Source organism: Rhodococcus sp. NPDC078407 (assembly GCF_044542515.1).
GTDB lineage: Bacteria > Actinomycetota > Actinomycetes > Mycobacteriales > Mycobacteriaceae > Rhodococcoides.
Map to the genome: position 1 here is coordinate 198642 of NZ_JBITUQ010000006.1, position 25306 is coordinate 223947.

At 64.6% G+C, this 25306-nt stretch carries 23 protein-coding genes and 1 pseudogene; 17 read left to right on the plus strand and 7 right to left on the minus strand.

Annotated elements, in window-relative coordinates; all coding sequences use genetic code 11:
• Nucleotides 1–15: 15 nt before the first annotated feature.
• The 6 genes from ACIGGF_RS09345 to tuf all read left to right on the plus strand — a co-directional run bounded on the left by ACIGGF_RS09345 (nt 16) and on the right by tuf (nt 5687).
• Nucleotides 16–534 (plus strand): DUF3558 domain-containing protein, encoded by a 519-nt coding sequence (locus ACIGGF_RS09345; RefSeq protein WP_397521081.1) that lies wholly within the window; start codon nt 16–18, stop codon nt 532–534.
• On the plus strand, nt 531–1073 hold the full coding sequence (locus ACIGGF_RS09350) for a DUF3558 domain-containing protein (RefSeq protein WP_397521082.1): 543 nt from the start codon (nt 531–533) through the stop codon (nt 1071–1073). Before ACIGGF_RS09345 ends, ACIGGF_RS09350 begins: the two co-directional genes overlap by 4 nt.
• Before the next feature lie 276 nt (nt 1074–1349).
• Nucleotides 1350–1724, plus strand: coding sequence for a 30S ribosomal protein S12 (gene rpsL / locus ACIGGF_RS09355; protein ID WP_027498160.1), 375 nt, complete (start codon nt 1350–1352; stop codon nt 1722–1724).
• A 1-nt stretch (nt 1725) separates the two neighbouring features.
• The gene (gene rpsG, locus ACIGGF_RS09360; protein ID WP_003941856.1) at nt 1726–2196 is read left to right on the plus strand and encodes a 30S ribosomal protein S7; all 471 of its coding nucleotides are present in this window, start codon (nt 1726–1728) and stop codon (nt 2194–2196) included.
• A 95-nt stretch (nt 2197–2291) separates the two neighbouring features.
• Nucleotides 2292–4394, plus strand: a complete 2103-nt coding sequence (gene fusA, locus ACIGGF_RS09365) for an elongation factor G (protein WP_397521083.1) — start codon at nt 2292–2294, stop codon at nt 4392–4394.
• A 102-nt stretch (nt 4395–4496) separates the two neighbouring features.
• Nucleotides 4497–5687 (plus strand): elongation factor Tu, encoded by a 1191-nt coding sequence (tuf, locus tag ACIGGF_RS09370; RefSeq protein WP_032380840.1) that lies wholly within the window; start codon nt 4497–4499, stop codon nt 5685–5687.
• 231 nt (nt 5688–5918) lie between these two features.
• Here the strand turns inward: tuf and ACIGGF_RS09375 are convergent, their stop codons facing one another.
• Genes ACIGGF_RS09375 through ACIGGF_RS09385 form a run of 3 tightly spaced genes read right to left on the minus strand, consistent with a single transcriptional unit; the run spans nt 5919 to nt 7810 of the window.
• Nucleotides 5919–6299, minus strand: coding sequence for a hypothetical protein (locus tag ACIGGF_RS09375; RefSeq protein WP_397521084.1), 381 nt, complete (start codon nt 6297–6299; stop codon nt 5919–5921).
• A 21-nt stretch (nt 6300–6320) separates the two neighbouring features.
• The gene (locus ACIGGF_RS09380; protein ID WP_397521085.1) at nt 6321–6875 is read right to left on the minus strand and encodes a hypothetical protein; all 555 of its coding nucleotides are present in this window, start codon (nt 6873–6875) and stop codon (nt 6321–6323) included.
• Nucleotides 6872–7810, minus strand: a complete 939-nt coding sequence (locus ACIGGF_RS09385; RefSeq protein ID WP_397521086.1) for an Asp23/Gls24 family envelope stress response protein — start codon at nt 7808–7810, stop codon at nt 6872–6874. Before ACIGGF_RS09385 ends, ACIGGF_RS09380 begins: the two co-directional genes overlap by 4 nt.
• Before the next feature lie 185 nt (nt 7811–7995).
• Between ACIGGF_RS09385 and ilvA the strand changes: the two are divergent.
• From ilvA to ACIGGF_RS09405, 4 genes and pseudogenes are all read left to right on the plus strand, one after another.
• Nucleotides 7996–9160, plus strand: a pseudogene (ilvA, locus tag ACIGGF_RS09390) (threonine ammonia-lyase).
• Nucleotides 9161–9234: 74 nt separating this feature from the next.
• A complete protein-coding gene (locus ACIGGF_RS09395; protein ID WP_397521087.1) occupies nt 9235–12351 on the plus strand; it encodes an arabinosyltransferase domain-containing protein in 3117 nt (1038 codons plus the stop codon).
• A 55-nt stretch (nt 12352–12406) separates the two neighbouring features.
• Nucleotides 12407–13375, plus strand: coding sequence for an ATP-binding cassette domain-containing protein (locus tag ACIGGF_RS09400; RefSeq protein ID WP_397521088.1), 969 nt, complete (start codon nt 12407–12409; stop codon nt 13373–13375).
• On the plus strand, nt 13372–14166 hold the full coding sequence (locus ACIGGF_RS09405) for an ABC transporter permease (RefSeq protein ID WP_397521089.1): 795 nt from the start codon (nt 13372–13374) through the stop codon (nt 14164–14166). The genes ACIGGF_RS09400 and ACIGGF_RS09405 overlap by 4 nt, the downstream gene beginning before the upstream one ends.
• A gap of 87 nt (nt 14167–14253) precedes the next feature.
• Here ACIGGF_RS09405 and greA read toward each other — a convergent pair whose 3' ends face one another.
• Entirely contained in the window at nt 14254–14748 is a 495-nt protein-coding gene (gene greA, locus ACIGGF_RS09410; protein WP_032394210.1) for a transcription elongation factor GreA, read from the minus strand.
• 225 nt (nt 14749–14973) lie between these two features.
• Complete coding sequence (locus tag ACIGGF_RS09415; protein WP_397521090.1) at nt 14974–15414, minus strand: DUF4307 domain-containing protein; 441 nt, start codon at nt 15412–15414, stop codon at nt 14974–14976.
• 103 nt (nt 15415–15517) lie between these two features.
• On the opposite strand from ACIGGF_RS09415, the gene mca reads away from it, so the two are divergent.
• The 4 genes from mca to ACIGGF_RS09435 all read left to right on the plus strand — a co-directional run bounded on the left by mca (nt 15518) and on the right by ACIGGF_RS09435 (nt 19654).
• Nucleotides 15518–16393, plus strand: coding sequence for a mycothiol conjugate amidase Mca (mca, locus tag ACIGGF_RS09420; RefSeq protein ID WP_397521108.1), 876 nt, complete (start codon nt 15518–15520; stop codon nt 16391–16393).
• Nucleotides 16390–16662, plus strand: a complete 273-nt coding sequence (locus ACIGGF_RS09425) for a hypothetical protein (RefSeq protein ID WP_397521091.1) — start codon at nt 16390–16392, stop codon at nt 16660–16662. Before mca ends, ACIGGF_RS09425 begins: the two co-directional genes overlap by 4 nt.
• Nucleotides 16662–18686, plus strand: coding sequence for a thioredoxin domain-containing protein (locus ACIGGF_RS09430; RefSeq protein WP_397521092.1), 2025 nt, complete (start codon nt 16662–16664; stop codon nt 18684–18686). The genes ACIGGF_RS09425 and ACIGGF_RS09430 overlap by 1 nt, the downstream gene beginning before the upstream one ends.
• A gap of 149 nt (nt 18687–18835) precedes the next feature.
• The gene (locus ACIGGF_RS09435) at nt 18836–19654 is read left to right on the plus strand and encodes a diguanylate cyclase domain-containing protein (RefSeq protein WP_397521093.1); all 819 of its coding nucleotides are present in this window, start codon (nt 18836–18838) and stop codon (nt 19652–19654) included.
• Between the two features lie 108 nt (nt 19655–19762).
• Here the strand turns inward: ACIGGF_RS09435 and ACIGGF_RS09440 are convergent, their stop codons facing one another.
• The gene (locus ACIGGF_RS09440) at nt 19763–20428 is read right to left on the minus strand and encodes a hemolysin III family protein (protein ID WP_397521094.1); all 666 of its coding nucleotides are present in this window, start codon (nt 20426–20428) and stop codon (nt 19763–19765) included.
• A gap of 146 nt (nt 20429–20574) precedes the next feature.
• On the opposite strand from ACIGGF_RS09440, the gene ACIGGF_RS09445 reads away from it, so the two are divergent.
• A complete protein-coding gene (locus ACIGGF_RS09445; RefSeq protein ID WP_397521095.1) occupies nt 20575–21357 on the plus strand; it encodes an isoprenyl transferase in 783 nt (260 codons plus the stop codon).
• 143 nt (nt 21358–21500) lie between these two features.
• Here the strand turns inward: ACIGGF_RS09445 and coaA are convergent, their stop codons facing one another.
• Complete coding sequence (gene coaA, locus ACIGGF_RS09450) at nt 21501–22469, minus strand: type I pantothenate kinase (RefSeq protein WP_397521096.1); 969 nt, start codon at nt 22467–22469, stop codon at nt 21501–21503.
• Between the two features lie 99 nt (nt 22470–22568).
• Here coaA and ACIGGF_RS09455 point away from each other — a divergent pair, with 99 nt between their 5' ends.
• Together ACIGGF_RS09455 and glyA are read left to right on the plus strand one after the other, a co-directional pair.
• Nucleotides 22569–23765 (plus strand): DUF885 domain-containing protein, encoded by a 1197-nt coding sequence (locus tag ACIGGF_RS09455; RefSeq protein ID WP_397521097.1) that lies wholly within the window; start codon nt 22569–22571, stop codon nt 23763–23765.
• Between the two features lie 47 nt (nt 23766–23812).
• The gene (gene glyA, locus ACIGGF_RS09460) at nt 23813–25096 is read left to right on the plus strand and encodes a serine hydroxymethyltransferase (protein ID WP_397521098.1); all 1284 of its coding nucleotides are present in this window, start codon (nt 23813–23815) and stop codon (nt 25094–25096) included.
• The last annotated feature ends 210 nt before the right edge of the window (nt 25097–25306 follow it).

Sequence of the window (25306 nt, forward strand, 5' to 3'; positions counted from 1 at the left end):
CACGCGGGGGACGGCATGAAGCGAGTGGCACTGGTGATCGCCGCGGTCGCCGCGCTGGTCGCGGGCTGCGGCGGGGCCGACAGTGATGCCGCCGACTCCGCGACCGAGGCGACGACGACCACCGGGGCCTACGAGCCCGGACCCTTCTTCGGTGAATGCGGATCGATCACCGATGCCGAAGTGCAGTCTGCATTCGGAGCGGGCCCGTTCGGTCAGATCACCCGCAACTCCGTCGGCTGCCAGTGGGAAACCGTGGGCTTCAGCGGGCCCGGCGTCAGCTTCTCCTGGTACCGCGGCAGCCCGATCGGACGCGAACGCGCCGGTTCCGAACTGATCGGCCGTCCGGCCGAGGACATCGAGATCGACGGCAACCCCGGCTTCCAGGCCGAAACGGAGACTCTGTGCGAGATCGGAGTGCAGTTCGGCGACGATTTCTTCCACTGGTCCATCACGTACTCCGACCAACCCGCGGCGCGCCCACCGTGCGACGTCGCCGATGAACTCGCGACGCTGACCGTGGAGCGTAAGCAATGATGCCGCACACATCGAGAACGAGACGAGTGGTCGCGGCGGCGTCGACTCTGCTGCTCGTCGCCGGTTGCTCCCAGACCGTGGAGGGAACCGCCCGACCGGCGAGCTTCGGTGGCTCGGGCGGCGAAGAATTCACCGAATTGTTGACCGAGTGCGACGCCGTGTCCGACGACCAGATCACCGAGACCGTCGGTGCCGACCTCATCGCCCAGGGGTTTCTCGGGGCCATCTGTCGGTGGGATCTCGTCGGCTCGGCGGGCACGGTGAAGGTGACGTTCAACTGGTTCGAGTCCGGCACCCTCGCGGCCGAGCGAGCCGCAGACGAGAAGTTGATGTACACGGTCACCGACACAACGGTGCAGGGCCGCAAGGCAATCCAGGCGCAGCGTCCCAACGATCCGGACTCGTGCGGGGTCTCGGCCGGGGCGGACCGGGCAGGCATTTTCGGATGGTGGGTGCAGTATCAGCCCGGTGCCTCGCATCCCGATCCCTGCCAGGCCGCGGCGAAGCTGGCAGACCTCACCCTCAACCTGAGCCGATAGGCTGCGTATCAGGGCGAAGGGTGTTTTGACCCGAGGCCGCGCCGCCGGGTATCGTTATGGGTCGTGTCCGGCCTGGCCGGACCGTTTGTGTGCCTATGCGAGGTACAGCCGTGCGCACGTTCGCTCGAAGAGCGCGCAACCGGCTGGACGTGTGGGGGTATGCGACACACCCGACCGCGGGGTGCAAGAGACCCGCGGAGACGTCATGGGTGAGGAGCAGTGTTCTCTTGCTCCAACTGCTAGATCCCTGTTTATCGACACGAAGAAAGCCGGTTTATGCCAACGATCAACCAGCTGGTCCGTAAGGGACGCACCGACAAGGTCGCGAAACTGAAGACCGCTGCCCTCAAGGGCAGTCCCCAGCGCCGTGGCGTGTGCACTCGCGTGTACACCACCACTCCCAAGAAGCCGAACTCCGCTCTCCGTAAGGTCGCGCGTGTTCGCCTGACCACCTCGGTAGAGGTCACCGCATACATCCCCGGTGAGGGTCACAACCTGCAGGAGCACTCGATGGTGCTCGTTCGCGGCGGTCGTGTGAAGGACCTCCCGGGTGTGCGATACAAGATCATCCGCGGCTCGCTCGATACCCAGGGTGTCAAGAACCGCAAGCAGGCTCGCAGCCGCTACGGAGCCAAGAAGGAGAAGAGCTGATATGCCACGCAAGGGCCCAGCACCCAAGCGGCCGCTGATCAACGACCCGGTCTACGGATCCCCGTTGGTCACGCAGCTCGTCAACAAGATTCTTCTCGACGGCAAGAAGTCGACCGCAGAGCGCATCGTCTACCAGGCGCTCGAGCAGGCTCGCGAGAAGACCGGCACCGACCCCGTCGTCACGCTCAAGCGTGCACTCGACAACGTCAAGCCGGCCCTCGAGGTTCGCAGCCGACGCGTCGGCGGTGCCACCTACCAGGTGCCCGTCGAGGTTCGTCCCGGCCGCTCCACCACGCTGGCACTGCGCTGGCTGGTCACGTTCTCGCGCGCTCGTCGTGAGAAGACCATGGTCGAGCGTCTGGCGAACGAGTTGCTCGACGCCAGCAACGGCCTCGGTGCCGCTGTCAAGCGTCGCGAGGACACTCACAAGATGGCCGAAGCCAACAAGGCGTTCGCCCACTACCGCTGGTGATCCCCTCGCTCGGGCGGCACTCGGAACTATCCGGTGCCGCCGGAGCGTTGATCAGCTCAGGCAATACCTCTTCCAACACCAAGGCGGGTTAACTCGTGGCACAGGACGTGCTGACCGACCTACTCAAGGTCCGCAACATCGGCATCATGGCCCACATCGATGCCGGCAAGACCACCACTACCGAACGCATCCTCTTCTACACCGGTATCTCGTACAAGATCGGTGAAGTTCACGATGGCGCAGCCACGATGGACTGGATGGAGCAGGAGCAGGAGCGTGGCATCACGATCACCTCTGCTGCCACGACGTGCTTCTGGAACGACAACCAGATCAACATCATCGACACCCCCGGTCACGTCGACTTCACCGTCGAGGTGGAGCGTTCGCTCCGCGTCCTCGACGGCGCTGTCGCAGTGTTCGACGGCAAAGAAGGTGTCGAGCCCCAGTCCGAGCAGGTCTGGCGTCAGGCCGACAAGTACGACGTGCCGCGCATCTGCTTCGTCAACAAGATGGACAAGCTCGGCGCGGACTTCTACTACACCGTGCAGACCATCATCGATCGTCTCGGTGCCAAGCCGCTGGTCATCCAGCTGCCCATCGGCGCGGAGAACGACTTCGAGGGCGTCATCGACCTCGTGCAGATGAAGGCTCTCGTGTGGAGTGGCGAGACCAAGCTCGGCGAGAAGTACGAGATCCAGGAGATCCCGGAAAACCTCAAGGAGCGCGCAGACGAGTACCGCACCATGCTGCTCGAGACCGTAGCCGAGTCCGACGAAGCGCTTCTGGAGAAGCACTTCGGCGGCGAAGAGCTCACGATCGACGAGATCAAGACGGCCATCCGCAAGATGACGGTCAACAGCGAGCTGTACCCGATCCTGTGTGGATCCGCGTTCAAGAACAAGGGCGTTCAGCCCATGCTCGACGCGGTCATCGACTACCTCCCGTCCCCCCTCGACGTTGCCGAGACCATCGGACACGCCGTCGGCGACGAGGAGAAGGAGATCACTCGCAAGCCGTCCGCAGACGAGCCGTTCTCGGCTCTCGCGTTCAAGATCGCGACGCACCCCTTCTTCGGCAAGCTGACCTACGTTCGGGTGTACTCGGGCAAGGTCGACTCCGGCGCTCAGGTCATCAACTCGACCAAGGGCAAGAAGGAGCGTCTGGGCAAGCTCTTCCAGATGCACTCCAACAAGGAGAACGCGATCGCGACCGCGTCCGCCGGTCACATCTACGCCGTCATCGGCCTCAAGGACACCACGACGGGTGACACGCTCTGCGATCCGCAGAACCAGATCATCCTCGAGTCCATGAGCTTCCCGGACCCGGTCATCCAGGTCTCGATCGAGCCCAAGACCAAGTCCGACCAGGAGAAGCTGGGAACAGCGATCCAGAAGCTCGCCGAAGAGGATCCCACGTTCTCGGTGAAGCTGGACGAGGACACCGGCCAGACCGTCATCGGCGGCATGGGCGAGCTCCACCTCGACATCCTCGTCGACCGTATGCGTCGCGAGTTCAAGGTCGAGGCCAACGTCGGCAAGCCGCAGGTCGCGTACCGCGAGACCATCCGCAAGACGGTCGAGAAGCACGACTACACGCACAAGAAGCAGACCGGTGGCTCCGGCCAGTTCGCGAAGGTCATCATCAAGCTCGAGCCTTTCGAGGGCGAAGACGGCGCGACGTACGAGTTCGAGAACAAGGTCAGCGGTGGTCGTGTGCCCAGGGAGTACATCCCCTCGGTCGACGCTGGTGCACAGGACGCCATGCAGTACGGTGTTCTCGCCGGATACCCCCTGGTCAACGTCAAGGTCACACTGCTCGACGGTGCGTACCACGACGTCGACTCGTCGGAAATGGCCTTCAAGGTCGCCGGCTCACAAGCGTTCAAGGAAGCCGCTCGTAAGGCCAGCCCCGTCATTCTCGAACCCGTCATGGCCGTCGAGGTCATCACGCCCGAGGATTACATGGGTGAGGTCATCGGCGACCTGAACTCCCGCCGTGGTCAGATCCAGGCCATGGAGGAACGCAGCGGTGCCCGTATCGTCAAGGCACTGGTTCCGCTGTCGGAGATGTTCGGCTACATCGGAGACCTTCGGTCGAAGACGCAGGGCCGCGCAAACTACTCCATGGTCTTCGATTCGTACGCAGAAGTTCCCGCGAACGTAGCGAAGGAAATCATCGCGAAGGTCAACGGAGAGTAATTCTCTTCGTTTGCTGGACCACGCTCGACCTGTAATAAGTAACAACACATACGCGTGTGTGCCCCGTCGGGGCCCGCACAGATCAGTCCAGGAGGACACACAGTGGCGAAGGCGAAGTTCGATCGGACGAAGCCGCACGTCAACATCGGCACCATCGGTCACGTTGACCACGGTAAGACGACGCTGACGGCTGCAATCACCAAGGTTCTGCACGACAAGTTCCCGGACCTGAACGAGGCCTCGGCTTTCGATCAGATCGACAAGGCTCCGGAGGAGAAGGCTCGTGGTATCACGATCAACATCTCCCACGTCGAGTACCAGACCGAGAAGCGCCACTACGCGCACGTCGATGCACCGGGTCACGCCGACTACATCAAGAACATGATCACCGGCGCGGCTCAGATGGACGGCGCAATCCTGGTCGTGGCAGCAACCGACGGCCCGATGCCGCAGACCCGCGAGCACGTGCTGCTCGCCCGCCAGGTCGGCGTGCCGTACATCCTGGTCGCACTGAACAAGGCCGACATGGTCGACGACGACGAGATCATCGAGCTCGTCGAGATGGAGGTCCGCGAGCTCCTCGCTTCGCAGGAGTTCGACGAGGACGCACCGGTCATCAAGGTCTCCGCACTCAAGGCACTCGAGGGTGACGAGAAGTGGGGCGAGTCGGTTCTGGAGCTCATGCAGGCCGTCGACGACTCGGTTCCGGACCCCGTCCGTGAGACCGACAAGCCGTTCCTCATGCCCGTCGAGGACGTCTTCACCATCACCGGTCGTGGCACCGTGGTCACCGGACGTATCGAGCGCGGCTCGGTCAACGTCAACGAAGAGGTCGAGATCGTCGGCATCCGCCCCGGCTCGACCAAGACCACCGTCACCGGCATCGAAATGTTCCGCAAGCTGCTCGACTCGGGTCAGGCAGGCGACAACGTCGGCCTCCTCGTTCGTGGCATCAAGCGCGAAGACGTCGAGCGTGGACAGGTCATCATCAAGCCCGGCACCACGACTCCCCACACGGAGTTCGAGGGCAACGCCTACATCCTCTCGAAGGACGAGGGCGGCCGCCACACGCCGTTCTTCAACAACTACCGCCCGCAGTTCTACTTCCGTACCACGGACGTTACGGGCGTTGTGACCCTTCCCGAGGGCACCGAGATGGTCATGCCCGGTGACAACACCGAGATGTCCGTCACGCTGATCCAGCCGGTCGCCATGGACGTCGGCCTGCGTTTCGCAATCCGTGAGGGCGGTCGTACCGTCGGAGCCGGTCGCGTCACGAAGATCGTCAAGTGATCTAGCTTCACCCAGTTCCACGAAAGCGGCACTCACCATCGGGTGGGTGCCGCTTTTGTGTGCGGGCGTGCGGCTCCGCCGCCCGCGTCAATGGACCCTTGTAGCGGTCAGACGTATGCAGTGGTTCATTCACGCGGTCCGAGGTGGCCAACCAGCAGTGGGTGAATGAACCCTTGCCGCGGTCAGACGTATGCAGTGGTCCATTCACGCGGTCCGGGGGAGAGTGCGGTTCTACCCGGTAGGCGACGAGAATGGAGTGATACCGGCACTGATGGGTGCAGCAATCGCTGCAGCAACCGCAATGGTTGCCCAGAATGTCGGCGAGTTCAGCATCAGACCGCCGGCGAGGCCGCAGACGGCGACGACGACGCCGCATCCGATCAGTAGTGCCGATCCCACAGCGGCGTGTACAGGCTCGGGGGTATGGCGACCCTTCAGCCAGATCATCGTCCCGGTTGCCGCGAACACCAGGGGAACGTAGAAGTAGACAGAACTGTCACCGAGGGCAGAGGCGAATGCGGCAAGCACCAACACCGCTCCGAAAGCCAGGGGTACCGCGAGGGGCATTCCGCCAGACCATCGCTCGAATCTACTGTGCGTCGATGTCGTCACGACGTCCACGCTAACGCGATGTCAGCTCCGCTTGTCGACGTGCAACTGGACGCGTGTCGCTACATTGGTGCCACCCAGTGACCGTGCAACGAATGCGGCGCGTGACTCGGCTTCGGCAGTGAACCCCACTACATCGACATCTGCTGCTGCATAGACCGATACAGCGATGGTGGGCATACCCCGGTCATCGATCGCCGTTCCCCTTGCCCGTCGGACACCAGGGAATTGCGCCAACTCCGCGGCGACGCCCGATGCGATGGCAGTCAAATCCACGTGCGCCGAGAAATGTGGCTCCTCGATTACGCTTGCCGTCCCGGTCGTGCGCGGCGAGAAGTTGCCGACCAGCAGCACCAGCGCCGCGACGACGGCCACTGCGACGACGACCGCGAGCATCGGCACCCACCAACCCTGTTGCGGCAGATCGGCGATACGGGCACGGTCGAAGCGCGACAGCATCTCTCGTGCCCATGGAGCGTCGTAGTGCCACGCAAGCGCGAAGCCGCCACCGGCCAGGAGTGCGAGCCCGGCGACGACTGCGAGGAGTCGGTCGAGCCCCGCGACGAAGGTTTTCGTCACGACACCCTCGTCGGAGCTGCCAGAGACTGCTTCACCGTCAGTCGTCGTTCGCCCGCAGCAACCGACAGTGTCGGAGCGAGTGCTTCACGCACGGCGGCATCCACGAGCTCGGCATCGACGGCCCCGTCACGTTCTACCCGCACTTCGATCTTCCTGCGCGTGACGACGGTGTGCGCGTCTGCAACTCCGCGCGTGGAATGCGCTGCAGCACTGCACAATCGAGCGATGTCCGTCGCGGTGGCCCACACGGTCGGCGCCGAGCCACCGAGTCCGGAATGCGTCTTCGTTCGTGGCTTGACGCCGATGAACACGAGCAGCACTCCGATGACAGTGGCACCGATCGCCGCGGCGATCATCCAACCCTGCCAATGCAGTCGGGCGATCCAGGACGCAGCGTCGGCGATCCACGGGCTACCACCGAGGTTCCCGTTCGCGATGAAGAACTCTCGACCGGCGACGAAGGCCACGCCCAGGAGAACGAACCCGAACAGCAGGGCCACCGGCATCGCGGCCGGGCCTTCGGTGGGAGGTCGGGGGGAAACAGTCTGCGAAACATCGGGATTCGACACAGGTGCTGGACCGCTGGCGAGGGTGGTGTCGGAGACCAGCACGTTCACCCGATGCACGTGCAGACCCGTCATCGTCGCCAGCGCGTCTTCGACCTCCGCGTGCACCGCCTCGGTGACCTCGGTGATCTGCGACGGCCATCGAACACCGATGTAGAGGTTGACGGCAATGGTGTCCTCACCGAGGGTGATGTCGGCGCGGGGGAGTTCTCGACCGGTCAGTCGCGACAATCCGACGGTGGTCCGAGTGACCCGAGGATCCATCAGCGCGGCGGCAATGGCCGTCCGGGAGATCGCCCGATCCTTGATTTCAAGACTGCCGCGCACACCGGGGTCGTCGCTGACGTCGTCGGATCCAGCCTGCGTCATCACCGAGAATCCTTCGCGCCGGTCGCGGCTCGCTGTGGTGCGGCGCGCGCTCCACAACTGTAGTGACGACCAACGTCGGATGCCGTCACGATAGTAATTGTTCCTGGCATACTGCGACCGTGTCGGAAATTGTGCGGGTGACCGCGTCGGATACTGCGTCGGCCGAGGAGTTGCTGGAGCCGGTCATGCGCAGGACGCCGGTGGTCGCGTCACGGATTCTGTCCGATCTGACCGGGCACGAGGTGCGCCTCAAATGCGAGAACCTGCAGCGCACCGGATCTTTCAAGCCGCGCGGGGCATACAACCGCATCGCCCGGCTCGACGCCGAGCAGCGCGCCCTGCGGGGTGGTCGCGGCCAGCGCAGGCAACCACGCTCAGGGGGTCGCGTGGGCCGCGTCGCAGGTGGGAATCGACTCGACCGTGTTCATGCCGGTCGGGGTGTCGCTACCCAAGCTCGTCGCCACGAAGGCCTACGGCGCGACGGTTCATCTGGTGGGCAACACGGTGGACGAGGCGCTGACGTCGGCACGTGAATTCGCCGAACGCACCGGTGCCACCCTCATCCATCCGTTCGACCACCTCGACATCGTCGCCGGGCAGGCGACGCTGGGAACCGAACTGTTGCAGCAGATGCCGGCCGTCGGGACCGTCGTGATCCCCACCGGCGGCGGTGGCCTGCTGGCTGGTGTGGCCGCGGCGGTCAAGCTGACGAAGCCCGACATCAGGATCGTCGGCGTGCAGGCCGAGGGCGCAGCTGCGTGGCCGGCGTCGCTGCAGGCGGGTCATCCCATCGCCTTGGCATCGATGTCGACGATGGCCGACGGCATCGCTGTCGGTCTGCCCGGATCGGTGCCGTTCGATCATGTGCAGGGCTGGGTCGACGACATCGTCACCGTCAGCGAGGACGCGCTCTCCCGCGCCTTGGTGCTCTGCATCGAGCGGGCCAAGCTCATCGTCGAACCGGCCGGTGCCGCCGCAGTGGCGGCGTTGATGACTCATTCGGCCGAGGAATTGGGATTGACCGGCTCGGTGTGCGCGGTGCTGTCCGGCGGAAACATCGACCCTCTGCTGCTCACCCACGTCATCACGCACGGCCTGCGTGCCGGTGGCAGGTATCTGGCTGTGCGCGTGACCATTTCGGACAAACCCGGCGGACTTACCGGAGTTCTGGGGGTGGTGCGCGACGTCGGTGCCAGCGTCGTCGACGTCGTCCACTCTCGTACGGGTGGTCGCCTGGGGCTCGAGGAGGTCGACGTGATGTTGACCGTCGAGACCCGCGGTCCCGATCATCGTGGTTCGGTGCTCGATGCACTGGGCGCGGCCGGGTACGCGGTGCAGGTCGAGAGCTGACGGCCGGGTTCGCACAGGTCGCACTGGTACCTTGATCAGCGACTTGGACCAGGACGTCGGTGGGAGATATCTGCATGGCTCGGCTCGTCGCAATCGTCTCCGCTGTCCTGGGAATTCTGCTGACGATCGCGATACCGCTGCTGCCGATCGAGCAGCAGCAGTCGTCCCTGACATGGCCGCAGTCGGACACGATCGGCAGTGTCGAAGCTCCGCTCGTCGGCTACACCCCGATCAGCGTCGACGCGGCCGTCCCGTGTGAAGCCGCGAATCGATTGCCCGACGGCGGGCTGTTGTTGTCCACCTCGCCCAAGGGATCGCCCGACGCCTATCGCTACGGTCTCGTCGCCGAAGTGACCGGCGGCGAGGCGTCGGAGCTGAAGGTGACGCTGCGTGATTCGGTGCTGCTCGAAAAGCCGGTCTCAGAGCTGACCGAGTGCTCGTTGACGATCACCTCGAACGGCACCGCGACCACCGTCGGGCTGACCGGCGAGGACGCCGTCACGCGTGAAAGCGACGTCCGGCCGCAGCTGGTGGGCGTGTTCAGTGATCTCCGAGACACCGTCGACGGCCTGACGCTGACAGCGCAGCTCGACAGTCGCTTCTCGTCGACCCCGAGCGCCCTGAAGTGGTTCGCGATGATCGTCGGCGTACTCGCCACGGCTATCTCGCTGGTGGCACTGCACCGCCTGGATCTGTCCGACGGCCGCCGTGCTCGACGGTTCCTCCCGCGGCGCTGGTGGAGCTTCGGGCCGGTCGACGCGGTGGTGATCGGAACCCTGCTGGTGTGGCATGTGATCGGCGCGAACACCTCCGACGACGGTTACCAACTCGGCATGGCACGTGCGGCCGATCAGTCCGGATACATGGCCAACTACTTCCGGTACTTCGGGGTGCCCGAGACCCCCTTCGGTACACCGCTCTACGACCTGTTCGGCTTCATGTCGCACGTCTCGACGGCCAGTGTCTGGATGCGGCTGCCCACGCTGATCTGCGCCGTAGTGGCGTGGCTCGTCATCAGTCGTGAGGTGATTCCACGGTTCGGTGCCGCCGCCCGCGCGTCGAAGACCGCACTCTGGACGGGCGGGCTGGTGCTGCTCGCATTCTGGTTGCCCTACAACAACGGGCTGCGCCCGGAGCCGTTCGTGGCACTCGGAGTGCTGCTGACCTGGTGTTCGGTGGAGCGTTCGATCGCGACCCGCAGGTTGCTCCCCGCAGCGGCGGCAATTCTGATCGCGGCACTGACGGTCACCTGCGGGCCCTCCGGCTTCATCTGCTTCGCCCCGCTCATCGCCGGTGCCCGGCCGGTCGTTCAGATCGTCGTCGCCCGAGCACGGCAGTTCCGTAGTGCGGCACTGGGCGTCGCAACACTGCTGGCTCCGCTGATCGCGTCGGGCACAGTGGTGTTGGTGTTCGCCTTCGGCAACCAGACCGTGGCCGGCATGCTCGAGATGCAGCGGGTGCACAACGCGGCCGGGCCGAGTCGGGCCTGGTTCGAGGAGTACCTGCGCTACCAGTGGCTGATGAACATGGACATCGACGGCTCGCTGGCGCGCCGTTTCGGAGTGTTCGTGATGATCGTGTCGCTGATCGCGGTGGTGGTCGCGATGCTGCGCAAGGGCGGCAAGATTCCCGGCACCGCAACCGGTCCTGCCCGACGCATCGTGGGGATCACCGTCGGAGCAATGGCGTTGATGATGATCACCCCCACCAAGTGGACCCATCACTTCGGTGTCTTCGCCGGCCTGGCGGCGTCGGTGGCGGTGCTCGCGGCGGTGGCAACCGGGGCCGCGGTACTTCGCTCGCGCCGAAATCGGCTGCTGTTCGCGGCCGCCGTCTCTTTCTCGATGGCAGTTGCCTTCACCGGAACCAACGGCTACTGGTACGTCTCCGCGTGGGGAGTCCCGTTCTGGGACAAGCCGATTCTCGTCGCCGGTCTCGGTATCTCGACGATGTTCCTGGGCCTGACGTTGCTGTTGTTGCTCGCCGCGGTGTGGTTCCATCTGCGCGCGCCGTACGTGCGCGCCGATGCGCCGATGGCCCGGTGGTGGTCGGTGCCGCCGATCGCCGTGGCCGCCGGGCTGATGGTGTTGGTGGCCGTGGCGTCGATGGCCAAGGGCGCGGTGGCGCAATGGCCGTCGTACTCGATCGCCAAGTCCAATCTCTCGGCGTTGGCCGGCAACACGTGTGGTCTTGCCAACGACGTGCTGCTCGAAACAGATCCCAATGCCGATGTGCTGCAACCGGTCGACGGTGATGCGTTCGCCGCACTGGGCGCAGAGAACGACGGGTTCACCCCGGACGGTGTGGCACGCGATCTCACCGCGGACGAGGAGACCTCGGCGTCGGGCACCTCGAACACCGTCGACACCGGGGAACAAGATCAGCCCACGTCGACCAATGGAGCCGGAACCGGTGGCAGCGCACTCCCGTTCGGCTTGGATCCGGAAGCAGTGCCGGTGCTCGGTTCCTTCGGATCCGACACCCCCGCCACGTTGACCACCGGCTGGTACGCGTTGCCGGCCGACCCGGGAGACCTGATCTCCATCGCTGCTGCAGGACGCATCCGCTCGGTGGATTCCGACGGCATCGTGACCTACGGCCAGAGCCTCGAGCTCGAGTACGGAGTCGACGGCAATGCCCAGGGCCGGGTGACGCCCATCGACATCGGCCCGACGCCGTCGTGGCGCAACCTACGCGTTCCGATGGACCAGATTCCGGCCGACAGCAACATGATTCGACTGGTGCTCGACGACACCGACCGCGACCCCGACCAGTGGCTTGCGATCACCCCGCCGCGAGTTCCGCGCACCCAGACGCTGAACGACGTGGTCGGTCGTGAGAATCCGGTGCTGCTCGACTGGGAAGTGGGCTTCAACTTTCCCTGCCAACGTCCGTTCGACCACCGCCTCGGTGTCGCCGAGATCCCGCAGTATCGGGTGCTCCCGGATCGCAGCGGTGCCGTCATCACCAACGCGTGGCAGGACCATTTCGGCGGCGGTCCGCTCGGCTGGATCGACATCGTCGCCTCGGCACGCACCATTCCGTCGTATCTGAAAGACGACTGGGACCGTGACTGGGGTTCGATCGAGCAGTACACGCCGTACGACGAATCGGCGCAGGCGGCGCAGATCACAGCCGACGAGGTGCAGCGTTCGGGTCTGTGGACTCCGGGCCCCATCAAGACCGGTTAATCTCTACGCGTTCGGAAGTCCTTACACCGACCAGGAGAGAAACGGGGACAGGACAATGGCGAACGCTATAGAAGTAGAGGACCTCGTACTTCGGTACGGGAAGAACGTCGCGCTCGACGGGATCGATTTCACCGTTCCCGAGGGCACGGTGCTGGGTGTGCTGGGCCCCAACGGTGCCGGGAAGACGACGGCGGTCCGTATTCTCGCCACGCTGCTCAAGGCGACGTCGGGGTCCGCGAGAATCTTCGGTCTCGACGTGCTGAAGCAGGCGAACGAGGTTCGGGGCACGATCGGGTTGACGGGCCAGTTCGCGGCCGTGGACGAGTATCTGACCGGATACGAGAACCTCGAGATGGTCGGACGGCTCTTCGGCCTGCGCAAGGCCGAGGCGAAGAAACGTGCCGACGAACTGCTCGCACGATTCGACCTGGAGTACGCGCGCGACCGCACGGCCAAGCAGTACTCCGGCGGTATGCGTCGGCGACTCGACATCGCGGCCAGTCTGATCGGACGGCCACGAGTGGTGTTCCTCGACGAACCCACCACCGGCCTCGATCCGCGCAGTCGAATCACCATGTGGGAGTTCATCGCAGACCTCGTGCGCGACGGAACCACGATTCTGTTGACCACGCAGTACCTCGAAGAGGCCGACCGGCTGGCCGATTCGATCATCGTGCTCAACAAGGGCAAGATCATCGCCCGCGGCACAGCGGACGATCTCAAGGCCCAAACCGGCGGCGAGAGAGTCGAATTCGTGCTCACCGATCGATCCCAGGCCGATCGCGCGAAGGAGATCCTGACCCCGCTCGGCGTCGAGCCGCCGACCCTGGACGAGCAGGTGGGCCGCATCGTCATGCCGGTTAACGGTGGATCGAAGGATCTGTCCACGGCACTGAGTCATCTCGAAGCAGCCGGAATCGGTGTCGTCGACGTCGGATTGCGGCGGCCGAACCTCGACGACGTGTTCTTGAGTCTGACCGGTCAGACCACCGGCGAGCCCGAGACGACGGAGGAAGAGAAATGAGCAACGTTCTCCTGGATTCCGCGATCATCACCAAGCGAAATCTGATCAAGCTCAAGCGAGTTCCCGATCTGCTCTTCTTCGCAGCGCTGTCACCGATCATGTTCGTGCTGCTGTTCGCGTATGTCTTCGGCAGTGCGATCGACGTGCCCGGAATCGACTACAAGAGCTTCCTGATGGGCGGCATCTTCGTCCAGACGATGATCTTCGGGTCCTCGCTCACCGGGTCCTCGCTCGCCGAGGATCTGCAGAAGGGCGTGATGGACCGGTTCCGATCGTTGCCGATGGCACGTTCGGCAGTGGTCATCGGGCGTACCGCGGCCGACGTCGGCAACAACATCGTCACCATCACGATCATGTCGATCACCGGACTCATCGTGGGCTGGCGCATCACGTCGTCGTTCTTCGATGCCCTGCTGGGGTACGTATTGCTGCTGTTGTTCGCGTACTCGATCTCGTGGGTGATGGCCTTGGTGGGCCTGACCGTGCGCTCCCCGGAGATCTTCAACAACGCGTCGTTCATCGTGGTCTTCCCGTTGACGTTCATCGCCAACACCTTCGTGCCGATCGACAACTTCCCGAGCGTGCTCAAGACCATCGCGGAATGGAACCCGATCTCGTCGGTCACGTTGGCGGTACGTGAGCAGTTCGGCAACACCAATCCGATGGCACCGCCGCCGGAGGTGTGGCCACTACAGAACCCGGTGCTCTACACCCTGATCTGGGTTGTCGTGATGCTCGTGGTGTTCGTGCCGTTGTCGGTACGCAAGTACCAGAGAACGATGACCGCCTGACATGCACACAGAGAAGCACCCCCGGTCGCGCTCGGCGACCGGGGGTGTTCGTCTGTCAGCTGCGAGAAGGCTTACGTGTGGTAAGGCCTACGTGTGGTAAGGCTCTGCGCTCACGAGAGTGACCTTCATGGTCTTGCCGTTGGGCAACGTGTACTCGCGAGTGTCGCCGACCTTGGCGTCGATGAGCGATCCACCCAGCGGCGACGCGGGGGAGTAGACCTCGAGCTTGTTGTCACGGGCACCCTCCTCGCGAGTGGCGATGAGGAATGTCTCGGTATCGGACTCGTCGCCGTCGTAGTAGACCTTGACGACGGAACCGGGCAGTGCGACACCGGACTGAGTGGGCGCCTCGCCGACCTTCGCGTTGTTGAGCAGTTCCTGCAGCTGGCGAATGCGTGCTTCCTGCTGGCCCTGCTCCTCGCGAGCGGCGTGGTAGCCGCCGTTCTCCTTCAGATCGCCCTCTTCGCGACGCTCGTTGATCTCGGCGGCGATGACGGGGCGATTGGAAATGAGCTGGTCGAGTTCGCTCTTGAGCCTGTCGTGTGATTCCTGGGTCAGCCAGGTCACCTGGGTCTCGGTCATCTCGATCACTCCCTCGTAGTCGGAATCTGGATATCGATTCCGTTTTCTGAGCAGGTAGGGCACGCAACGAACAGGGGACTCCAATGGTTGGATCCCCTTGGTAGGCCCGCATCCTTGGAGCCGTAATCACCGTTCGCAGTTGAACCCTGCCCGCAATGCAGCAATACACGGCACCTTCCGCGGTGGCCGTGTATGGACCGACCTTACCACGAACAGGCAGTTTGCCTATCGAGCTCGCAAATATTCGGGAACATCGAGGCTGCAGCCGTAGACGTCGCCGACCGCGGGCTCGGACGACGTCGTCACGTCGGTGGTCATTTCCACGGTGCCGGACGCCGGCTCCGGTGGAACGTAGACCTCGCGCCTGCCGGTCTCGGAACCGTCGCGTGAACGAACGCGGACGATGCACACCGCCGGTTGCTCGGGGTCCTGTCGGGTGACGCTGAAACGGATCGACATGGTGCTCTCGTCCACGATGTCGAAGGAGAGCTGACTGCCTTCGATGGGCTTGACCGAGAACTTCGAGTACGCGAAGTACGCCACGCCCAGTCCGACCAGCAGAACCAGTGCCACCAGTGCGATCTTCGTCGCACGTTTCGGGGCCTGCCGAATTCCGCTGGGACCGGAACCCGATGGGTACCTACCTGCGGGAAGTGCGTTGCTCATGGCCGCTCTCGGGGTCGATTCGGGGGTGCCGCTGGGGGCCTGTCGGCGTCAGGTGGAACTATAGGGCAGGCAAGAACCAGGCGAATCCGAGGTGAGGAAGAACGTGTTCGGACTGCGGCTCATGGCAGTACATGCCCATCCCGACGACGAGTCCAGCAAAGGTGCTGCGACGACGGCTCGCTACGCGGCCGAAGGGCACGACGTACTGGTCGTCACCCTCACCGGTGGCGAGCGGGGCGACATCCTCAATCCAGCGATGGACATTCCGGGAGTGCACGATCGCATTCGCGATGTCCGGCGTGAAGAGATGGCCGAGGCAGCGCGCATCCTCGGTGTGCAGCAGACCTGGCTGGGATTCGAGGATTCCGGGTTGCCCGAGGGTGATCCGATGCCGCCTCTTCCCGAGGGGTGTTTCGCGCTGGTTCCCTTGGAGGTCTCCACGGAGGCTCTGGTGAAGGTGGTTCGCGAGTTCAGGCCGCACGTCATCACCACCTACGACGAGCGCGGCGGCTATCCGCACCCCGACCACATCCGTTGCCACGAGGTCTCGATGGCTGCGTGGGAAGCTGCGGGGGACCCCGAGCGCTTTCCCGACGCCGGAGAGCCGTGGACTCCGCTCAAGCTGTACTACTCGCACGGCTTCATTCGTAAGCGCATGCAGCTCTTCCACGACTGGTTCATCGACCGCGGCGAGGAGAGCCCGTTCGTCGATTGGCTGAAGCGATGGGACGGCCAACGCGACGAGATCATGGGTCGGATCACCACCCAGGTGGCCGTCGGTGATTACTTCGAGCAGCGCGACGACGCACTTCGAGCACACGCGACGCAGATCGATCCCAATGGAGCGTTCTTCGCGGTGCCGGTCGATGTGCAGCGCAAGCTGTGGCCGACCGAGGAATTCGAGCTGGCTCGCACCCGGGTTCAGACGTCGCTGCCCGAGACGGACCTGTTCGCCGGAATCGACGAGGTCGACCGATGATCGTTTCCATCCTCGCCCAGCAGCCGACCGGGCCCGAGTTCGGCAAGTCCTCGCCGATCGGGCTGGCGATCCTGGTGGCCCTGCTGGTCGGAACAGCCCTGCTGATCTGGTCGATGAACAAGAAGATCAAGCGGCTGCCCGCTACGTTCGAGACCGAGGACCCGACGCTGGATCAGGCGCTCGACGAGGGCACCGATCGCGGCGGAATCGGCACGGCCGCGCCGCCGGAGCAACGCACGACGAAACCTGCCGTACCCGACGAGCCCTGATGCTCGACGCCGAGGCCCTGAACGCCAATGCCCTGGGGGAGTCCACCAGTCCGTATCTGCGGCAACATGCGGACAACCCGGTGCACTGGCAGCAATGGGGGCCACAGGCGCTGCAGTCCGCCCGCGATCGTGATGTTCCGATCTTGCTGTCGATCGGCTATTCGGCCTGCCACTGGTGCCACGTCATGGCGCACGAGTCCTTCGAGGACGAGGCGACCGCGGAGCTGATGAACGAGCATTTCGTGTGCATCAAGGTCGATCGCGAGGAGAGACCGGACCTCGATTCGGTGTACATGAATGCCACCGTGGCCATGACCGGCCAGGGCGGTTGGCCCATGACGTGTTTCCTCACCCCCGACACCGAACCGTTCTATTGCGGTACCTACTACCCGCCGACCCCGCGCCAGGGAATGCCCTCGTTCGAGCAGTTGCTCACCGCGATAGCCGACACGTGGTCGACGCGGCGGCAGGACGTGTTCGCGGCCTCCGCCGCGATCGTGACGGAACTGCGGAAGCAGAGTGCGGGGATTCCGGCCGGTGGACGCCCGATCGACGCCGATTCCCTGGCTGCCTCCGTCGCGGCGGTCTGCGCCGACGAGGACACCAGTTTCGGTGGTTTCGGACAGGCACCGAAGTTTCCGCCCGGCGCACTGCTGGAAGGTCTGCTCCGGCACTACGAGCGCACCGGCAACGGCGAGGTTCTGGGCGTCGTGCTGAGGACCGCGTCGGCGATGGCGCGCGGTGGCATCCACGACCAACTCGGCGGCGGGTTCGCGCGGTACTCCGTCGACGCCGAGTGGGTCGTCCCGCACTTCGAGAAGATGCTCTACGACAACGCACTGTTGCTCAGGTTCTACGCGCACGCCGCGAGGATCGACGACGATCCTCTGCTTCGGCGGACGGCGTCCGGCACCGCAGAGTTCATGCTCGGTGAATTACGCACGGCCGATGGCTGTTTCGCATCGGCGCTCGATGCCGACACCGAGGGCGTCGAGGGGTTGACCTATGCGTGGACGCCGGAGCAACTGACCGAGACCCTCGGCTTCGAGGACGGTGTGTGGGCCGCCGGACTGTTTGCAGTGAATTCGGCAGGCACGTTCGAGGCCGGCATGTCGGTTCTGCAGCTCCCCGCCGAACCCGAGGACTACGACCGTTTCGATCGGGTGTGTAGTGCTCTGTCGGACGTTCGCGCGGCCAGGCCGCAGCCCGGTCGCGACGACAAAGTGGTCACTGCTTGGAACGGGTTGGCGATTACTGCGCTGGTCGAGGCCGGTGTGGGCCTGGGACAGCCTCGATGGGTCGACGCGGCCGTCGAATGCGGCGAGCAATTGTTCGCGACGCATGTCGAATCGGGTCGCGTCCGGCGTGCGTCCCTCGGCACAGCGGTGGGCGAGGCCACCGGGGTGCTCGAGGACTACGCGTGTCTCGCCGTCGCCGCGGAGGCGTTGTTCCAAGCCACCGGCGACTCGGTGTGGATCGAACGCACCGTCTCGCTACTCGATGCGGCGATCGAGCACTTCGCCGATCCCGACGAGCTGGGCAGTTGGTTCGACACCGCCGACGACGCCGAAACGCTCGTCACTCGGCCACGAAATCCCATCGACGGAGCGACCCCGTCGGGTGCGTCGACGATGGCCGAGGCGTTGCTCACAGCTGCTGCTCTGGTCGATCACGAACGGTCCGCTCGCTACGGCGAATTGGCGGCGGCGTCGCTGGCGCGATCGGCGTTGATTCTCGAGCGCGCCCCGAGGTCCGCCGGGCACTGGCTGGCCGTCGCAGAAGCGTCCGTGCGCGGCCCGATTCAGATCGCGGTGTCGACCGCACCGGATGGTGACCTGCTCTCCGCGGCCCGGGCGTCGGCTCCGGGTGGATCGGTTGTCGTTGCGGGCGCAACGGATTCGTCGGTGTTGCTGATGGACCGTCCGCCCGTCGACGGTCTCGAAACGGCGTACGTGTGTCGTGGGTTCGTGTGCGATCGTCCTGTGACCTCTGCCGAAGATCTGGCTTTCGCACTGCAGAGATGACGAAGCTCGTCGATGCTTCTCTTCGAGAACAGTATTGTTGCTGACACTTGTTCGGCCCGGGGGCAAAACTTCTATCAGTGGATCGATGGTGTGTGTCATGAGTGAAGGCGTCACGTGTCATGAGTGAAGGCGTCACCAGGGACAGTGTCGTGAGCGACGGCACCCTCGAAGAAGCCATGACTGCCGACGTCACCGACGAGCAACGGGCGGCCGTGGCCGCATTCGTCGCGTCCGTCCCGATGGCGGCCATGGTCCACTCGATGCAGTACGAGGTGGTGGGTGCCAACGTGCTGTGCGAAGAGGTACTGGACTGCCCGGTGGCGGGCATGCTCGGTCGGCCCGTGGCAGATTTCGTACCGCTCGGTGATCGCGCGTCGGCCAAGCAGATGGCCATGCAGCTCGGGCACCGTTACCCCGCATCCGGCCCATCCGGAGACGGTCGGCCGATCGGGGCACTGCGCCGAGTTCGACGCAGCGACGGTGACGTCGTCTCCTGTTGGATGCACGTGGGAATCTCCACCATCGCCGGTAGACGGTTCATCGTCGCGCTGCTGGACCTGGTCAATCCCGTCGTCGACGACACCGTGCACTGGCGTGATCGCGCCGAGCGCGACGACCTGACCGGTCTGTTGCGGCGGGGTCCGCTGTTGGCCCAAGTCGACGAATGGGCTGTGGCCGACCGTCCCATCGCCCTGGGGTTCGTCGATGTCGATCGTTTGAAGTCGATCAACGATGCTCACGGTCATGCTGCCGGAGACGCTCTGCTCGAGGCGGCAGGGCGACGTTTGAAGCAATGGTCGCCGCGCGGCAGCATCGTCGGGCGGTATGCAGGCGACGAGTTCGTGTTCGCGGTGACGGACGGTGTCGGTGGTAGTTCCCTCGACGGGGAGGCACTGGCGGACGCGGTGCGCTCGGCGATCTGCAGTGAACCGGTGCCGTTCGGATCTCGATTGCTCGGGTGTCGGTGAGTGTCGGTGTGGCGGTGCGAGAACCCGACGAATCGAGCAAGCGGCTCATCGCGCGGGCCGACGAACTGATGTACCGAGACAAGGCGTCCGAGCACCGCTGACGGGCGCTCAGAACAGGACGAGCCACACGGCAATCAGGTGGCAGGTTGCCGCCAATACGGTTGCGGCGTGGAAGAACTCGTGATGGCCGAACGTCGTCGGCCACGGATTGGGCCACTTGGTGGCGTACAGCACGGCCCCGACGCTGTAGAAGATGCCACCCACGAGCAGCAGCACGAACGGTGCGTAACCGACCTGTGCGATCAGGGTGGGCGCGACCGGGACGATGGCCCAGCCGAGGATCAGATACAGCGGTACGCCGACCCATCGGGGAGCGGTGGGCCACAGCATCTTCAGGGCCACGCCGGCCAGGGCACCGATCCAGACGACGATCAGCAGTAGGCGTCCGGTGGACGCGGGTAGGCCCAGCACGGCGAACGGGGTGTAGCTGCCGGCGATGAACAGAAAGATCATCGAATGGTCGGCCCGCTTCATCCAGATCTGCGAGGCCGTCGTCTTCCAGTTCACGCGATGGTAGGTGGCGCTGACACCGAACACTCCGCACACGGTGACGGCGTACACGGCCGTTGCCAACCCCGCGCTGACCGACACCATGCTGAAGGCGAGCGTGACGAGCGTGATTGCACAGACCACCGCCACGCAGAACGCGTACAGATGAATCCAACCGCGCATGCGAGGTTTGACGGGTATCTCGTCCAGCCCGAACATCGTCATCTCGATGACCTTTCCGTACCGCCGTCGAAAGCTACGCCACCGTAGGTTCAGACGCTACTGTACCGGCGACCGGCTCGCCGGTGTCGGCGTAAGGTGATCCTTCGTGGTGATGAGAGCAGTGGTGACGACGCGGTGGTGACGAAGCAGTGGTGATCATTCCGCAGAAGGTTCGCGGCGTTCTCTACAACGTGTACGAGCGGCGTCTGCTGAGCCAGCTCGACGGTGTCGAGCATCCGCGTCACGTGGCAGTGATGTGCGACGGCAACCGCCGCTGGGCGCGCGAGAACGGTTTCACCGACGTCGCGCACGGCCACCGCATGGGCGCTCTCAAGATCGCCGAGATGCTCGGCTGGTGCGACGCCGCAGGCATCGAGATGGCGACCATCTACCTCCTCTCGACCGAGAACCTCAGGCGTGAAGCCGACGAGCTCGATTCGTTGCTCGACATCATCACCGACGTCGTCGAGGAGATCTGCGGACCCGAGATGAACTGGGGCGTCAAACTCGTCGGCACGCTCGACCTGCTGCCCGCGTCGACCGCGCGCCGGCTCAAGGAGGCAGCTGCGCTGACCGAGGGGCGGTCGGGAACGCACGTCAACGTTGCCGTCGGATACGGCGGTCGACAGGAGATCGCCGACGCCGTCCAGTCACTGGTGAGCGAGAAGATCGCCGAGGGCGTCAGCGGCGACGAGCTGGTGGCGTCGATCAACGTCGACGAAATCGGTAGTCACCTCTACACCTCGGGCCAACCCGATCCGGATCTCGTCATCCGTACCTCCGGCGAGCAGCGACTCTCCGGCTTCCTGCTGTGGCAGAGCGCCTACTCGGAAATCTGGTTCACCGAGGCGTACTGGCCCGAATTCCGTCGCGTCGACTTCCTACGCGCGCTCCGCGACTTCGCGGCCCGGCACCGTCGTTTCGGTATCTGATTTACACGGCTGGACCGTCTGGTCATTCCGCAGGCTCCACCGGACCGTCTGGTCATTCCGCAGGCTCCACCGGACCGTCTGGTCATTCCGCAGGCTCCACTCCTGCTCGCAGCCTGCTACAAGTTTCCGCTCACGACCTGGGTCTACAGCTTCCGCAGGCGCAGCCGATTGATCGCGTGATCGTTGTCCTTGCGCAGCACCATCGTCGCTCGCGGTCGCGTCGGGAGGATGTTCTCCACCAGATTCGGCAGGTTGATCGAGTGCCACAGATCCTCGGCTGCAATCTGCGCGTGGTCGTCGGACAGGCCTGCGTAGTGATGGAAGTGCGAGGACGGATCGGTGAACGACGTCTTGCGCAGCGCGAGAAAGCGTTTGACGTACCAACTCTCGATGTCCTCGATTCGCGCGTCGACGTAGATGGAGAAGTCGAACAGATCCGACACCATCAACCGCGATCCGGTCTGTAATACGTTGAGCCCCTCCACGATCAGGATGTCGGGCTGCCGGACCATGTGATACTGACCTTTGACGATGTCGTACGAGACGTGCGAGTAGACCGGTGCGCCCACCTCCTCGGTCCCGGACTTGACCTCGGTGACGAATCTGAGCAGCTTGCGCCGGTCGTAACTTTCGGGAAAACCCTTGCGGTGCAATATGCCTCGACGCATGAGCTCGGCCGTCGGATACAGGAATCCGTCGGTGGTGACGAGGTCGACGCGCGGATGATGGTCCCACCGCGCCAGGAGTGCTTGCAGCACACGGGCCGTCGTCGACTTCCCGACGGCGACGCTGCCCGCGACACCGATGACGAACGGGACCTGACGGTCGGGGTGCTTCTCGCCGAGGAAGGTGGCTGTCGCGGCGAACAGTCGCTGGCGCGCGGCCACCTGAAGGTGAATCAGTCGGGCCAGTGGCAGATAGACCTCCGCCACCTCGTCCAGGTCGATCTGCTCACCGAGACCGCGCAGGCCGACCAGTTCCTCTTCGGTGAGCACCAACGGTGTGGACTGACGCAGCGTGCGCCACTGCACGCGGTCGAACTCGACATACGGGCTGGACTCGCTCACGCGCGGCTCCCGTCGTGCGCGTTTTGCGTACTTGGGGGTACGCACAACGCGCACGATGAGTCCGGAAGTCGCATGGTGTCCGATTGTGCTCGGTGCCGGTGGATCGCGCACGGGCGGGGTCGTTCGCCGTACTAGGGTTCGGGTATGGATGCTGCTTCCCTGGTTCGTGGATACCTGCTGCTGGGCCTGAGTTTCGACCGGCTCGAAGACGGATTCGTCGACGCATACACCGGCGATCCCGAGTTGCGTCGCATCACCGAGAACGCCCCGGCGCCGGAGCCGCGTGAGCTGGTTCGTCGAGCCCAGACACTGCGCGCCGAGCTCGGCAACGCCGAGCTGACCGCCGAGCGCACGGCCTTTCTCGACGTGCACCTGCGGGCATTGGAGTGTTCCGCTCGCAAGTTCGCCGGCGAGGACATCGGGTTCGTCGACGAGGTGCACGCCTACTTCGATGTGCAGATCGCCCCCGGCGATCAGGACCAGTACATGCAGGCACATCGCAAGATGGACGAGGTTCTCGCAGGACCCGGCTCGCTGAGCGAACGGCTGATCGCCCATCGCCGAGCCGACGTCATTCCGGCCGACCGGCTGCAGGACTGCGTCGAGGCGTTCTCGTCCGCGCTACGCGACCGCGTCCGGGCCGAATACACGCTGCCCGATACCGAGAAGGTCACCTACGAGGTCGTCGGAGACAAGCCCTGGTCGGGATTCAACTACTACCTCGGCGACTTTCAGTCCACCGTCGCGATCAACTCCGACATCGAGCAGCAGATGGCCAATCTGCCGCACCTGATCGCGCACGAGTCGTACCCCGGCCACCACACCGAGCACTGCCGCAAGGAAACCGGACTCGTCGGCGCCGGGCAGCTCGAGCAGACATTGTTCGTCGTCAACACTCCGCAGTGCCTGATGGCCGAGGGCCTGGCCGACCACGCTCTCGGTGCCATCGTCGGCGAAGGCTGGGGTGCATGGGCGCAGGAGATCTACGCCGACCTCGGACTGCGATTCGACGGCGAGAAGGCCGAGCGACTCTCGACCGCGTCGAGCCAGCTGTTGGGAGTGCGTCAGGACGCCGCGCTGCTGCTGCACGATCAGCACAAGAGCGAGGACGACGTGGCCGCCTACCTGGAACGATGGTCGCTGGCGTCGCCGCAGCGCGCGCGACACAGCCTGCGCTTTCTGTCCTCACCGCTGTGGCGGGCGTACATCAGTACCTACGTCGAGGGCTACAAACTGCTCGCCGGCTGGCTGGACCAGGGTGAGACGGTCAGCGACCGGGCACAGCTGTTCGGCAGGCTGCTCGACGAGCCACTGACACCCGGTGCAATGCGCGTCTCGTAAAGTGGGGATTGCCCCTCTTACTCTGCTGTCCCTTGGAGACTCCTGTTATGACTGACGTCAACAACCTGTCACTGGCCGAACTCGATCCTGAGGTCGCGGAGGCGATGGCCGGTGAGTTGGGTCGTCAGCGTGACACACTCGAGATGATCGCGTCGGAGAACTTCGTCCCTCGCGCGGTGCTGCAGGCCCAGGGCAGCGTGCTGACCAACAAGTACGCCGAGGGCTACCCGGGGCGGCGCTACTACGGCGGTTGCGAGCACGTCGACATCGTCGAGGATCTCGCCCGCAATCGCGCCAAGGAACTGTTCGGTGCCGAGTTCGCGAACGTGCAGCCGCACGCAGGCGCGCAGGCCAACGCGGCCGTGCTGATGGCACTGATCAACCCGGGCGACAAGATCATGGGTCTCGACCTGGCGCACGGCGGCCACCTCACCCACGGCATGAAGCTGAACTTCTCGGGCAAGCTCTACGAGGTCGAGTCCTACGGCGTCAGCAAAGAAGATCACCGCATCGACATGGACGAGGTCCGCAAGCAGGCCATCGCCGCGAAGCCGCAGGTGCTCATCGCCGGCTGGTCGGCCTACCCGCGTCACCAGGACTTCGCTGCGTTCCGCTCCATCGCCGACGAAGTGGGCGCACTGCTCTGGGTCGACATGGCGCACTTCGCCGGGCTCGTCGCCGCCGGAGTGCACCCCTCGCCGGTGCCGTACGCCGACGTCGTCTCCTCCACCGTGCACAAGACCCTCGGCGGACCCCGCTCCGGCATCATCCTGGCCAAGAAGGAATGGGCCAAGAAGCTCAACTCCGCTGTGTTCCCCGGCCAGCAGGGCGGGCCGCTGATGCATGCCATCGCCGCCAAGGCCGTTGCATTCAAGATCGCCGCGACACCGGAGTTCAAGGAACGCCAGGAACGCACCCTGCTCGGGGCCTCGCTGCTCGCCGACCGCCTCACCGCGTCCGACGTTGCCGGCAAGGGTGTCTCGGTCCTCACCGGCGGTACCGACGTGCATCTCGTGCTCGTGGATCTGCGCAACTCGGAAATGAACGGCCAGCAAGCCGAGGACCTGCTGCACGAGGTCGGCATCACCGTCAACCGCAACGCCGTGCCCTTCGACCCGCGTCCGCCGATGGTCACCTCCGGTCTACGCATCGGCACCGGCGCACTGGCCACCCGCGGATTCGGTGAAGCGGAGTTCACCGAGGTCGCCGACATCATCGCCACCGCCCTGGCCACCGGGGAGGCCAGCGATGACCTGAAAAACCGCGTCGTGAAAGTGGCACAGAGCAAGCCGCTGTACGAGGGCCTCGAAGATTGGGGATTGCTGGGCTGATCCCGGCTCCCTGCTCACCTTCACCCGCTCACCTTCACCCGCTTACTTTCACCCGCTCACCCCGTCCGCGTCAATGGACCCTTGCATCCTTCAGACGTATGTGCACCGCTCCCCGAAAGTTGGACTGAGTAATTCAGTTCCGACTATTGGGGAGCGTGTGTATGCGTGTACGAAGTTCGCTTACCGAGGATCAGCGGGTCGCGGCGGTAG